The sequence below is a fragment of the Pseudokineococcus basanitobsidens genome, from assembly GCF_037482545.1.
GTDB classification, from domain to species: domain Bacteria; phylum Actinomycetota; class Actinomycetes; order Actinomycetales; family Quadrisphaeraceae; genus Pseudokineococcus; species Pseudokineococcus basanitobsidens.
In genome coordinates this window covers 1-12,184 of record NZ_JBBIAA010000002.1, presented here as the reverse complement: position 1 = coordinate 12,184, position 12,184 = coordinate 1, and the positions used below count along the sequence as shown (strand labels likewise).

Annotated in this window: 12 protein-coding genes and 1 tRNA gene; 2 read left to right on the top strand and 11 right to left on the bottom strand. The window is 77.1% G+C overall.

Features of this window, described 5'->3' with window-relative positions:
- The first annotated feature begins 174 nt into the window (after positions 1-174).
- Positions 175-735, top strand: a complete 561-nt coding sequence (locus WDZ17_RS02340) for a type 1 glutamine amidotransferase domain-containing protein (RefSeq protein ID WP_339573524.1) — start codon at positions 175-177, stop codon at positions 733-735.
- A 58-nt stretch (positions 736-793) separates the two neighbouring features.
- Here the strand turns inward: WDZ17_RS02340 and WDZ17_RS02335 are convergent, their stop codons facing one another.
- From WDZ17_RS02335 to WDZ17_RS02305, 7 genes are all read right to left on the bottom strand, one after another.
- Entirely contained in the window at positions 794-1,396 is a 603-nt protein-coding gene (locus WDZ17_RS02335; protein WP_422631796.1) for a hypothetical protein, read from the bottom strand.
- 83 nt (positions 1,397-1,479) lie between these two features.
- Positions 1,480-2,835, bottom strand: coding sequence for an MFS transporter (locus tag WDZ17_RS02330; protein WP_339573522.1), 1,356 nt, complete (start codon positions 2,833-2,835; stop codon positions 1,480-1,482).
- Positions 2,836-2,922: 87 nt separating this feature from the next.
- Positions 2,923-4,125, bottom strand: coding sequence for an ABC transporter permease (locus WDZ17_RS02325; RefSeq protein ID WP_339573521.1), 1,203 nt, complete (start codon positions 4,123-4,125; stop codon positions 2,923-2,925).
- Positions 4,122-5,150 carry an ABC transporter ATP-binding protein gene (locus WDZ17_RS02320; protein ID WP_339573520.1) on the bottom strand — a complete coding sequence of 343 codons (1,029 nt, stop codon included), beginning with the start codon at positions 5,148-5,150 and terminating at the stop codon, positions 4,122-4,124. Before WDZ17_RS02320 ends, WDZ17_RS02325 begins: the two co-directional genes overlap by 4 nt.
- Positions 5,147-6,190 carry an efflux RND transporter periplasmic adaptor subunit gene (locus WDZ17_RS02315; RefSeq protein ID WP_339573519.1) on the bottom strand — a complete coding sequence of 348 codons (1,044 nt, stop codon included), beginning with the start codon at positions 6,188-6,190 and terminating at the stop codon, positions 5,147-5,149. The genes WDZ17_RS02320 and WDZ17_RS02315 overlap by 4 nt, the downstream gene beginning before the upstream one ends.
- A gap of 160 nt (positions 6,191-6,350) precedes the next feature.
- A complete protein-coding gene (locus tag WDZ17_RS02310) occupies positions 6,351-6,803 on the bottom strand; it encodes a hypothetical protein (RefSeq protein ID WP_339573518.1) in 453 nt (150 codons plus the stop codon).
- Entirely contained in the window at positions 6,800-7,591 is a 792-nt protein-coding gene (locus WDZ17_RS02305; protein WP_339573517.1) for an SOS response-associated peptidase, read from the bottom strand. Before WDZ17_RS02305 ends, WDZ17_RS02310 begins: the two co-directional genes overlap by 4 nt.
- Positions 7,592-7,772: 181 nt before the next feature.
- On the opposite strand from WDZ17_RS02305, the gene WDZ17_RS02300 reads away from it, so the two are divergent.
- Positions 7,773-8,453 carry a flagellar brake protein gene (locus tag WDZ17_RS02300; protein WP_339573516.1) on the top strand — a complete coding sequence of 227 codons (681 nt, stop codon included), beginning with the start codon at positions 7,773-7,775 and terminating at the stop codon, positions 8,451-8,453.
- Positions 8,454-8,579: 126 nt separating this feature from the next.
- On the opposite strand, the gene WDZ17_RS02295 is transcribed toward WDZ17_RS02300, so the two are convergent.
- From WDZ17_RS02295 to WDZ17_RS02280, 4 genes are all read right to left on the bottom strand, one after another.
- Positions 8,580-8,653: transfer RNA gene (locus WDZ17_RS02295), tRNA-Thr, on the bottom strand.
- 137 nt (positions 8,654-8,790) lie between these two features.
- Complete coding sequence (locus tag WDZ17_RS02290) at positions 8,791-9,306, bottom strand: glutathione peroxidase (protein WP_339573515.1); 516 nt, start codon at positions 9,304-9,306, stop codon at positions 8,791-8,793.
- A gap of 141 nt (positions 9,307-9,447) precedes the next feature.
- Entirely contained in the window at positions 9,448-11,055 is a 1,608-nt protein-coding gene (locus tag WDZ17_RS02285) for a putative bifunctional diguanylate cyclase/phosphodiesterase (protein ID WP_494516965.1), read from the bottom strand.
- Positions 10,988-12,025, bottom strand: coding sequence for a hypothetical protein (locus tag WDZ17_RS02280; protein ID WP_339573513.1), 1,038 nt, complete (start codon positions 12,023-12,025; stop codon positions 10,988-10,990). The genes WDZ17_RS02285 and WDZ17_RS02280 overlap by 68 nt, the downstream gene beginning before the upstream one ends.
- Positions 12,026-12,184 lie beyond the last annotated feature (159 nt).

Below are 12,184 nucleotides of genomic sequence, written 5' to 3'. Positions count from 1 at the left end.
CCGCTCCCGGGCCGCCGGCGAGCGGGGCGCCCACGCGGGGGCGTCCCGCGGGGTGCTCGCCGGGCGGCACCGCGGCGCCCGTGCCTACGGTGCCCGGACAGCGGCGCGCCTCACGCAGGCCGCCGTCCCGCCCGGGCGTCCGCCCCGGGCGACCGTCGTCCTAGGAGGACCCCCATGGCCGGATCACTGGACGGGCTCACCGTCGCCTTCCTCGCCGCCGACGGCGTCGAGCAGGTCGAGTACGTCGAGCCGCGGAAGGCGCTCGAGGCCGAGGGCGCGACCGTGCACCTCCTCTCGCCCGGCACCGACCCGATCCAGGCGGTGAACAGCGACATCCACCCCGCGGACACGTTCACGCCCGACCGCGCCGTCGGCTCGGTCGACCCCACCTCCTACGACGCCCTGGTCCTGCCCGGCGGCGTCGTCAACCCCGACAAGCTGCGGCTCTCCGACGACGCCGTCACCTTCGTGCGGGACTTCGTCGCCTCGGGCAAGCCCGTGGGCGCCATCTGCCACGGGCCGTGGACGCTCGTCGAGGCGGACGTCGTGCGGGGCCGGACCCTGACCTCGTGGCCGAGCCTGACGACCGACATCCGCAACGCCGGCGGGCACCGCGTGGACCAGGAGGTGTGCGTGGACTCCGGGCTCGTGACCAGCCGCAACCCCGACGACATCCCGGCCTTCTCGGCGAAGCTCGTCGAGGTTTTCTCGGGCGCCCGCCGCAGCGCCGTCTGAGCCGCCCCGAGGGCCGGCCGCGGCCCTCGGCGCCGCGGCCGGGCTCAGGGCTCAGGGCTCAGGCGGCCTCGACGGTCGAGACGACCCGGACGAGCGAGGGCGCCGGCGGCGTCGAGCCGAAGCCGAAGCGGACCGGGGGCTCGACGGGGGCCAGCGGACCGAGGTCCAGGCCGTCCCAGGACGTCGTCGCCGCGGTGACGGACCGGACGTCCCGGGCCCCGTACCACTCGCGCCGGCCGCCCCCGGCGCTGCCGCGGGTGCTGACGCCGCGCAGGACGCGGCGGGCGACCGGGTCGACCGCCTCGGCCCACGCCGGCGCGGCGGCCAGCGGACCCGGGACCGCGCGGAGCAGCCACCCCAGCGGCGTCCGGCGGCCCACCTCGACGGCCAGGCGCAGCGGACCGGCCTCGACCCGCCACACCGCCCCCGGGGCCACGGGCGGCGTGAGCACGCGGACGTCGACGACGCGTACCTCGTCGAAGCGGTAGACGGCCGCGACGTAGTCGGCGACGGCCCGGGTCGGGGCGAGCAGGACCCGGTGCCCGTCGGCCCGCTCGACCATGACGTCGGTGAAGGCGCCCGCGGCCCCGGGCCCGAAGGGCGATCGCCGCCAGTGCCCGAGGACGACGCGCGTGCCCTCGCGCGTCCCCACCCCGGCGATCGCGCCCTCGAAGCGGTCCCGCCGACGGCCCCCCTGCCGACGGGGAGCGGCGTGCCGGGCGGAGGACGCTGCGCCGCGCGGGCTCACGGCGCACCCTCCGCCGTCGGCCGCGCCGGGGCCGGCAGCAGCGAGCGGGTGCGCTGCAGGAGGAGGGCCAGCGCGAGAGCGCCGAGCAGGCAGGCGCCCGCGAGGACGACGACGCCGGGCCAGCGGGCGTCCGCCCAGGCCGCGCCCGCGAGCGTGCCGCCGACCGACGAGCCGGCGTAGTAGGCGACGAGGTAGGTCGAGGCCGCCTGCGCCGTCGCCCGGCCGCCGACGCCGGCGCGGGCCCCGACCCACCCGCTCGCGACGCCGTGGGCGGCGAAGAAGCCCGTGGTCAGCACGGCGAGGCCCACGACGACGAGCGGCAGCGGGCCGGCGAGCGTGGTCGCGAGGCCCGCGACGGCGACGAGCACCGCCACCGGGACGACGACCCGCCGCCCGACGACGTCGGCGAGGCGCCCGGCGGCGGTCGAGGACACCGAGCCCAGCGCGTAGACCACGAAGACGAGCCCCGCCAGGCCGGTGCCCAGGCCGTACGGCGCCGCCGCGAGGCGGAAGCCCACGGCGTTGAAGACGGCGACGAACCCACCCATGAGCAGGAACGCCAGCCCGTACAGCGCCAGCAGCGCGGGGTCGGTCAGCACGCCCCACGTCCGGCGCCCGAGCTCGCGCACCCCCGCGGGCGCCGGGGTGAAGCGCCGCGAGGCCGGCAGCAGACGCCGCACGACGAGGGCGCAGCCGAGCGCGCCCACCGCCGTCACGGCCGCCGCCAGGCGCCAGCCCCCCACCTCGGCGAGACCGCCGGAGAGCAGCCGGCCGACCATCCCGCCGACCGCGTTGCCGCCGACGTAGAGCCCGGTGGCCCAGCCGGCGGCGGAGGCGTGCACCTCCTCGCGCAGGTAGGCCACGGCCACCGCGGGCAGCCCGGCCAGCACGACGCCCTGCGCCCCCCGCAGCGCCACGAGCGCGGGCCACGTGGGCGCCAGCGCGCACGCCAGGCCGAGCGCCCCGGCCGACAGGAGGGAGACGTAGACCAGGCGCGTGCGCCCGAGCCGCTCGGACAGGGGCGCGGCGACCAGCAGGCCGAGCGCGAGGCCGGCGGTGGCCGCCGACACCGACAGCGTGGAGGCGCCGGGGGTGACGCCGAAGTCGTCGGCGAGCAGCGGCAGCAGCGGCTGCGGCACGTACAGCAGCGCGAAGACGACGAGCGCGCCGAGGAAGAGCGCGAGCGACGCCCGTCGCAGGCCCGGCTCGCCCCGTCGGTAGCCCTCGACCCGGCCCGGGGCCTGCTCAGGGCCCTGCTCAGGGGCCTGCTCCGGGGCCTGCTCCGGGAGACCCGCCCGCGGGCTCGCGCCCGACGCCGACGGCCCGGCGCTGCGGGCGCGGGAGCGGGGCACGCGAGGACGCTACCCGCGACCTCCCGCAGCCGGCCCGCGGCCTGCGGAGGTGCGGCCCGCCGACGCCGGCCGGTCGGTCGGTCGGCGTCAGTACCGGATCGCGTCCACGACGCGGGCGCGCACGGCCATGACGGCGGGGACGAGGCCGGCGAGCGCCCCCACCGCCACGGCGGCGACGAGGCCCTCGACGGCGGCGCGCACCGGGAAGGGCGGGACGTCGGTGAGGGACAGGCCGGTGCCGGCCAGCAGGTCCAGCGGCAGGTTGGTCACGACGGCGACCGAGACCACCACGGCGGCGGCGCCGGCCAGCGTCGTGGCGACGACGCTCTCCAGCAGGACGGCGGTGAACACGCGGGTCGACGTCGCGCCGAAGCTGCGGCGCACCCCGATCTCCCGGATCCGCTGGCGCACCGTCACGAGGCCGACGTTCAGCACGCCGATGCCGCCGAGCAGCAGCGCGAACAGGCCGGCGCCGCGCACCCCGTAGGCCAGGACGAGGTCGAGCACGGCGAGGCCCTCCGCGCTGTCGCTGCGGTAGGCCTGCACCGTGGCCCCGGGGACGGCGCCGGACAGCTCGTCGGTGGCCAGCGCGACCACCGCGTCCGCGTCGTCCGGCGGGACCCACATCTCCACGCTGACCGAGGAGCCCGCGAGCGCGTCGGGGATCCACCGCTCGGCGTGCTGGTGCAGCAGGTAGCCGCTCGGGTAGTCCACCTGCCCGTCGTCGACGACGCCGACGACGACGGCCGTGACCGGCGTGCTGCCGCCGAGCTGGACCGTCCTCGGGTCCTGCGCGGAGAAGCCGCCGAGGGCGTCGGCGAAGGCACGGTTGACGACCAGCGGCGGGGCGAGGGCGAGGACGTCGTCGTCGGTGAACCACCGGCCCTCCTCGGTGACGACGCGGTGGATGACGCCGTACGCCGGGTCGACGGGGGTCATCGTCGCGGTCTGCGCGCCGTCCGGGAAGCGGACGACGACGTCGGTGCCGTAGCCGCCGGTGGTGGACCACCGCACCTGGTGGCGCTCGACGAACTCGTCGAGGACGGCCGAGGCCTGCTCGCGGTCCAATTCCCCCGTGTCGGGGTAGGCGTCGACGAGGACCGTCGCCGGCCGCCCCCCGATCCGCTCGGCCTCCTCCGTGACGAGCTGGCGCCCCATGGCGCCGACGGCCGTGACGGTCGTCAGGGCGAGGACGGCGAGGAAGACGCCGACGAGCGACAGGACGACGCGCACCCGGTGCACGCGCACCTCGCCCCACGCCTCGGCGAGGACGCCGACGAGGCCGGTCACCCGCGCGCGCCCAGGAGGCGACGACGGCGACGCCACCCGCCCGACCCGGCGACGGGCCCGGCGGCGGGCCCGGCGGCGGGCCCGGCGGGCACCGGCTCGGTCGCCGGGACGGCCCCGTCCGCGCCGGCCCCGTCCACGAGGGGCTCGTCCGCGCCGGTCTGGTCGGCGGGGCCTTCGGCCGGCTCCGGTGCCGGGCCGACGGGCCCGTCGAGGCCCGAGGGCTCCTGCGGGTCGGGCAGGACGAGCTCGTCCCGGTCGGCCGTCGAGGCGGCGACGTCGGCGTCCCCCACGGGGGTCAGGACGCCGTGGTCCAGGCGCAGCACCCGGTCGGCCCGGGCGGCGACGGACAGGTCGTGGGTGATGGTGACGAGCGTCGTCCCCTGCGCGGTCACGAGCTCCTCGAGCAGGTCCATGACGGCGGCGCCGGTGTCGACGTCCAGGGCGCCCGTCGGCTCGTCGGCGAGGAGCACGCGGGGGCGCCGCACGAGCGCCCGCGCGACGGCCACGCGCTGCTGCTCGCCGCCCGACAGCCGCTCGGGCACGGCCTCCAGGCGGTGGCCGAGGCCCACCCGCCGCAGCGCCTCGCGGGCCCGGCGCCCTCGCGTCCAGAACGCCCGTCCCCGGGCGTAGAGCAGCGGCGCGGCCACGTTCTCGACGGCCGTCCGGCGCGGCAGCAGGTTGAACTGCTGGAAGACGAAGCCGAAGGACTCCCCGCGCAGGCGCGCCCGGCGTCGACCGGGCAGGCGGGAGGCGTCGACGCCGTCCAGCAGGTACCGCCCGCTCGTCGGCGTGTCGAGGAGGCCGAGCACGTTCAGCAGCGTCGACTTGCCGGAGCCGGAGCGGCCGACGACGGCGACGTGCTCGCCGGGCTCCACGACGAGGTCCACGCCGCTCAGCACGTCGAGGTGCCCGCCGTCGGGCAGCTCGACGCGTCGGCCGACGCCCTCGAGGCGCAGCTCCCCGACCGGGCCGGGGTGCCGGCGGGGCCCCCGGCGCCGTGACCGCGGGCTCTCGGACCGGCTCACCCGAACGGGCCGACGGCGTAGGGGTCCTCGACCGTGTCGCTGCCGGGCACGAACTCCAGGACGGAGTCGCCCTCCGCGAGACCGCCGCGGATCTCGACCTGCGTGCCGTCGGTCAGGCCGAGCTCGACCTGCGTCTGCGCGGCCTCCCCGGTCCCCGGGTCGACGAGCCAGACGTCTCCCGTGCCGATGCTGCCGCGCACGGCCGTCACCGGGAGGACGAGGACGCCCTCGGCGGACCCGGCGGTCAGCTCGAGCTCGGCGGACAGGCCCGCGAAGGCCGTGGCGTCCGGGGGGACCCGGCACGTCACCTCGGCGCCGGTGGGCGCGCTCGCGGCCCCGGCGAAGGGGTCCGCGAAGGGGTCCGCGGCCGCGGCGTCGCCGCCCCCGGCCTCCCCGCCCTCGGGGACCCCGGTGCTGACGTCGGTGCACGTGAACGGCGCGGGACCGCCGGGCACCGTGACGGTGGCCTCCGACGGCGGCTCCAGCAGCCGGAACTGCTGCTCCTGCGTCAGCGGCGCCGAGACCGACAGCGTGCCCGGGGAGACCGAGGCGACGACGTCCCCGACCGAGACGACCTGGTCCTCCAGCACCGGCAGCGACGTGACGGTGCCGTCGGCGGTCGCCCGCACGACCTCCGTCGTCGCGACCGGGTCCTGCGGGACGGTCGTCGTCGTGCCGTCGGGCAGCGTCTCGGTGGTGTCGGGCCGCTCCTCCAGGACGGTGACGTCGACGAGCGGCGCCCCCTCCTCCACGGCGTCGCCGACGGCGACCCGCAGGTCGTCCACCTCGCCGGCCCCGGTGCTGCGGACCTCCACGGCGGCGTCGTCGGCCACGGTGCCCGTGAGGACGACCGTGTTCGTGACGTCGCCGGTCGTGACGGTGGTCTCCGGCGGCGTCAGCTCGACCGACGGCGCGGCGGCCTCGGTCCCGCCCAGGTCGGCGTCCCCCCGGCCGAAGGCGAGCCAGACGAGCGCGGCGGCGATGACGGTCCAGACGACGAGCCGCAGCGCGGGGAACACGACGTGACGCAGCACGCCCATGCCGCCCCCTCTCCCTCGGCCCCTCTCGGGCGGCACCACGGCGGCGCCGGTCAGACGGTAACCGGCGTCACCCTCAGTGGGCAGGTCCTCCGGGTAACGGTCCGGGTACCGGTCCCGGCTCCCGCCGGCCCTCCGGCGACCACCTGGCCAGGTGCGGTGGTCAGACCACCGGCGGCAGCGGCCCCCTCGTGCGTGCCGCACGGGCGAGGCCGGCGACGCGCACGAGGCCCAGCACCGCCCCCGCACCGGCGAGCACGGGGCCGACGGCGAGGTTCTGCAGCAGGGCCGAGACGAGCAGGAGCAGCACGACGGCGACGAGCGCGCAGACGACGAGCACGGGGACCGGCCGGACGCCGTTGCCGGACTCGACCTGCGCCGCGACGAGGCGCCCGCCCAGCGCGCCGGTGGCCGCCCCCACGGCGGCCGACAGCAGCACCGGGGCGAGGACGACGAGCAGCGCGTCCCCCGTGCTGGGGGTCAGCGCGAGCACCGCCAGACCGCTGACGAGGCCTCCGACGGCGCCGAGGGCCGCCCCCGAGCGTGCGCCCCGGGCCACCAGGGCGGCCCGCTCGGCCGAGGCGACCGGGCGGTCCCCCCGTCCCGACGCGCTCACGAGGACCTCCCGCCCGCGGCGCCGGGCCGCTCCTGCTGGTCGGGCTGGTCGGGCTGGTCGGGCTGGTCGGGCACGGGCTCGACGAGCGAGGGCCCGTCGTTGCGGACGTCGCCCACCTCCGGGCCGACGACGTGGGGCACCAGCCGCGGCTCCGGGAGGGAGGCGACGAGACGGCGGACCTCCTCGAGGTCCGTCGTGCCCGTGCTCAGCCACTCCTCCCGCGACTCCCGCGGGACGACGAGCGGGGTCCGGTCGTGGATGGCGCCGAGGGCGTCGTGCGCGGCCGTCGTGACGACCGAGACCGACCACAGCCACCGCGCCGGGTCGTCGTCGCCCTTCGACGGGTCGCGCCAGAGCTCGTAGAGGCCGGCGAAGGTGAGCAGCGAGGCGTCGTCGGCGCGCAGGAACCAGGGCGTTTTGCGCCGCCGACCCTCGACGGCCTGCCACTCGAAGTACCCGTCGGCCGGCACCAGGGCGCGGCGACGGCTCGCGGCGGCCTTGAAGGCGGAGCGCTCGGTGATGGTCTCCGAGCGCGCGTTGATCATGCGGGCCCCCGTCGAGGGGTCCTTCGACCACGAGGGCACGAGCCCCCAGCGCGCCGTCCGGAGCTGGCGGCGCGGCTCCCCCGGGCCGTCGTCGCCGCGGGCCGGGCGCTCGACCACGACGCGGACCTCGTCGGTGGGGGCGACGTTCCACGACGGCGGCAGCTCGTCCCCCACGACGTCGTCGACCGCCAGCTCGTCGACGACCTCGGCGTCCCGCACGGAGCTCGCGTACCGACCGCACATGCGCCCAGTGTGCCGGGGACGGCGGCAGCCGCGGCACGTGCGGCCGGCGGCACGTCCGCCGGCCCGCCGCGGGACCGGTCGACGTCGGGGCTCAGGGACGGGCCTCGCCCGCCGATGGGGCCTGCGGCCGCGCACGCGGCACCGCGGGACGGACGCCGCCGTCGGACCAGGAGGAGGGCCCGTGGGGGCTGCGCGTGGCGGGACGAGCGGGCGGCTGCTGCCCGCGGACGCGGTGCCCCCCGTCGGCTCGCTGCTGGACGTCGCCCCGCACCGCGCCGCGCCCGCGCTCACGGCGCGCCTGCTCGACAGCGGGCACGACCGCCTCGTGCTCGGGCCGCCCACCGACGTGCTGGGGACGCCCACGGAGATGGTCGAGGGCGAGGAGGTCGACCTCGTCTGGGGCGAGCACGGCGACGTCGTCGGCGTCGCGGCCCTCCTCGAGCGCCGCACCGGCCCGGGGTGGACCGCCGTCGTCGTCGCGCCCCCGCAGCGGGTCCAGCGTCGCGACGCCGTGCGCGTGCCCGTGGACCTGCGCGCGACGCTGGCGCGCGACGGCGCCGGCGACGGAGCGCCCGGCACGCTCGACGTCCCCGTCGCCGACCTCAGCGAGTCCGGCGCCCGCTGCGTCGTCGACCCGGTCGCCCTGCGGCTGGAGCAGGGCGAGCGCGTGCGGCTCGGGCTGCCCGTGGCGGGGCTGTCCGGCCCCCTGGCGGCGCAGGTCGTGCACCGCCGCTTCCGCGCCGGCAGCCGTGGCGTGCTCGTCGGGCTGCGCCTGGTCGACCTGTCCGACGGCGACGCCGACGTCCTGCGCCGCCACGTCTTCGCCCGCCTGCGCGAGCTGCGGCGCCGTGGGGCGCTCTGAGCACGTCCCGTAGAAGGGCACCCGCCGTGGACGAGCGCCCGCCGTGGAGGAGCACAGGCCCGGACGCGCGTCGACCCCCGTGGCGTGCGCCGACGGGGGTCGAGGGGCGGGCCGTCGTGGCCCGGGAGCCGCCTGTGGGAGTCGAACCCACGACCTACGCATTACGAGTGCGTCGCTCTAGCCGACTGAGCTAAGGCGGCGTGCGCGCCCGTGGGGCGCGACAGCCGAGGATGCTACCGGTCCGGTGCGCGTGCTCTCGACCCCTGCCCGTGCGACGGGACCGCCGCGAGGGAGCGGGTGAGGAGCCCGCCGGCCGGAGTGCCGCCGCGGACCCGGGTCAGGGACGGGGCAGGACGTCCTCGACCGCCGCGAGGACCTCGGGCGCCTCCGGCTCGGTGCCGGGCCGGAAACGGGCGACGACGTCGCCGTCGGGCCCGACGAGGAACTTCTCGAAGTTCCACCGCACGTCGCCCGCCTCGCCCTCGGCGTCGCTCGACCGCACGAGGTGCTCGTAGAGCGGATGACGGTCGGGACCGTTGACGTCCACCTTCTCCGTCATCGGGAAGCTGACGCCGTAGGTCGCGGAGCAGAAGTCGGCGATCTCCTCGGCGCTGCCGGGCTCCTGCCCGTGGAACTGGTTGCAGGGCACCCCGAGCACCGTGAGGCCGGCGTCGGCGTAACGCTCCTGGAGGCGCTCGAGCCCCTCGTACTGCGGGGTCAGCCCGCAGCGGGAGGCCACGTTGACGACGAGCACCGCCCGGCCGTCCAGCGCGGCACGGTCGAGCGGGCCTCCGGACAGGGCACCGGGGAGGGTGCCCAGCACCCCGGTCGAGGGGGTCGGCGAGGAGGTCATGCGACGAGGCTACGGAGGCTCCGCCGCGCCGGCCGCGGCGGTCCCCGCGCGTGCTGCCCGGAGCCGCGGGGGTCGACGACGCGCAGGTGAGCCCGCGTCCCGGTGATCGGGCGCGGCGTCCCGGTCACCGGAGCGGGGGCCTCACCCGACGAGCGGCTCCGCGACGTGCTCGTCCACCCAGCGGGGGATCTGCTCGCCCGGCATGGGGCGCGCCACGACGAAGCCCTGCACGAGCTCGCAGCCGAGCGCCTGCACGCGCTCGCGGGCGACGTCGCTCTCGACCCCCTCGGCGACCACGCGCATGCCGAGGTCGTGCGCGAGCAGCACGATCGACCGGACGACGGTGGAGTCCGTGGCCTCCCGCTCCAGCCGCTTGACGAAGGACTGGTCGATCTTGACCTCGTGCACGGGCAGACGCTCGAGGTAGGCGAGCGAGGAGTGCCCGGTGCCGAAGTCGTCGACGCTGACTCCGACCCCCAGGCGGCCGAGGGAGGCCAGGACCTCGAGGCTGCGCTCGGGGTCGCTCATCACGCCGCTCTCGGTGATCTCGAGGACCAGCGAGGCCGGCGGGGTGCCCGTCGCCGCGAGCAGCGCCCCCACCGAGCCCGGCAGCGCCAGGTCGGAGATGTCGCGCGCCGTGACGTTGACGGAGACGTCGAGCTCCAGGCCCTCGCGCGCCCACGCCGACCGCAGCCGCAGCGACTCCGCGAGCACGGCGAGCGTGAGCCGGCCCAGCAGGCCGGTGCGCTCGGCGATCGCCACCACCTCGCCGGGGGGGACCCAGCCGTAGACCGGGTGCCACCAGCGCAGCAGGGCCTCGACGCCCGTGACCGCGCCCGTCCGGGCCTCGATCTGCGGCTGGCACCACATCTCGAAGCGGCGCTCCTCGATCGCGGCGGGCAGCTCGCCGGCCAGGGCGAGCCGCCGGTGCACGGCGTCGGTGTCCTCGGGGACGTAGGAGGCGACGCCGTCCCCCGTGGCCTTGGCGGCGTACATGGCCACGTCCGCGTGCACGAGCAGCTCGTCGCTGTCCCGGGCCCCGGGCGGGATCGGCGCGACGCCGAAGCTCGCCGTCGTCGTCAGGGTGATGTCCTGGAGCGGCACCGGGGCGATGACGGCCTCGAGCAGCTCGTGCGCCCGCGCCTCCGCCTCCACCTCCCCCACCCCCGGGAGCAGGACCGCGAACTCGTCGCCGCCGAGCCGGGCGACGGTGCCCCGCAGCGCCGGGGCGACCCCGTCGGGCAGGTCCTCGACGACGGCGGCGTGCAGCCGGCGGCCGGTGATCTGGAGCAGCTCGTCACCGGCGCGGTGGCCCAGCGTGTCGTTGACGTCCTTGAAGTCGTCGAGGTCCATGAGCAGGACGGCGCCGCCGACCTCCGCGGCGAGCGTCCGGGCGACCGCCTCGTTGAACGCGCGGCGGTTCGGCAGCCCGGTGAGGGCGTCGTGGAGCGCGTCGTACTCGCGCTCGAGGGCCACCCGGCGCAGCCGGTCGACCAGCCGAGCCTTCTCCAGCGTCACGGCCGCGTGCGCGGCGAGGGTCTCGAAGAGCTGGACGTCCTGCGGCCCGAACGTCTCCTTCTCGAAGGTCCGGTCGGTCACGAGCAGGACACCGCGGTAGCCCTCCGACTCGAGCGGCACGGCGATGCCGTCGCGGGGGTCGAGATCCGTGCTCCGAGGGCTCTCACGGGCGTCGCTCCTGCGCAGGACCTCCGACCCGGTGGTCGCGGCGGCCCACCAGGAAGCCTCCACCTCCGCCTCCGACAGCGCTGAGCTGCTCAGCTCGCCGCCTCAGGCTGTACACCACGGCCTGCGTCCCCGAGGCCTCCATGACCACGAGGCCGGCGCTCTCTGCCCGCAGGAGGTCCCTCGCCTCCTCGAGGACGGTGGTGAGCGCCTCGTCCAGCTCGGAGACGCCCCCGGTCGACCCGACGAAGCGGTAGAGCGCCTGCAGCCGTGCGTACCCCGTGCCCAACCGCACGTAGGAGCGGTACGCGAGCAGCAGGAGTCCGACGACCAGGGCGAGCAGGGGCAACGCCTGGGGACGGAGCTCGACGAGGATGACGATGATGAGGGCAGCGCACGTGTTGACGAGCGAGGCCGGGAGCGTCGAGGTGACGATCTCGCGGACCAGCGACGCCTGGAGACGCCCCTCGGCCAGGGAGATGGCCGCGCCCACCGCCGCGGCCGAGATGAGGTCGGTCAGGAGGACGGCCACCAGCGCCGCGACCCAGCCCTGTGGCTCGCTCGCCTCCCCCGTCCCCAGCACCCAGCGGTAGGCGATCAGGCCGACGCTCGCCTCGAGCGCGAACATGGCGACGTTGAAGGCGAGCTTGAGGCCTCGTTGGCGGGACCAGATGACCAGCGTGAGCAAGGACCCGACCACGTACGCGCTGAGGTACTGCTGCGGCAGCAGGAAGGCGAGCCCGAGCACGGCAGGGATCTCGCGCAGGGAGAAGGTGTGGGAGTGCCGCGTCGAGGGGAGGTAGACGACGAGGGCCTCGCACAGCGCGAAGAGCACGACGACGGCCAGCCACGCCGGCGAGGGCAAGGCGTCCGAGAGGTCGTCGAGGAGGAGAGGGACGGACAGGGCGACGGCGGCGACAGCCATGAGTACCGCCAGGACCGCGATGGTGCTGTCGTGGCGTCCGGCGAGACGTCGCCGCGACGCCTGCCCACGTGGCGGCGCCACGGGCGAGCCGAGCCGCTCCTCGCTCGTCACCGAGACCCCCGATCGAATCGTCGACCGCACCTGAGGCCGTCCCGTCGGGCGCCCTCCCGTCGCGAGAAGGTTCCCACGGCGGGAAGACCGCCCGTCAGCGCTCGGAGCTGTCCCAACGGAACGCGTCACCCTTGCCGGCCGTCTTCGCGTCCCAGCGGA

What these genes read in the sequence shown, in the direction of transcription:
- WDZ17_RS02305 (WP_339573517.1), bottom strand. Translation starts at nt 7,591, where the DNA reads ATGTGCGGTCGGTACGCGAGCTCCGTGCGGGACGCCGAGGTCGTCGAC.
- WDZ17_RS02290 (WP_339573515.1), bottom strand. Translation starts at nt 9,306, where the DNA reads ATGACCTCCTCGCCGACCCCCTCGACCGGGGTGCTGGGCACCCTCCCC.
- WDZ17_RS02315 (WP_339573519.1), bottom strand. Translation starts at nt 6,190, where the DNA reads ATGGGCGTGCTGCGTCACGTCGTGTTCCCCGCGCTGCGGCTCGTCGTC.
- WDZ17_RS02340 (WP_339573524.1), top strand. Translation starts at nt 175, where the DNA reads ATGGCCGGATCACTGGACGGGCTCACCGTCGCCTTCCTCGCCGCCGAC.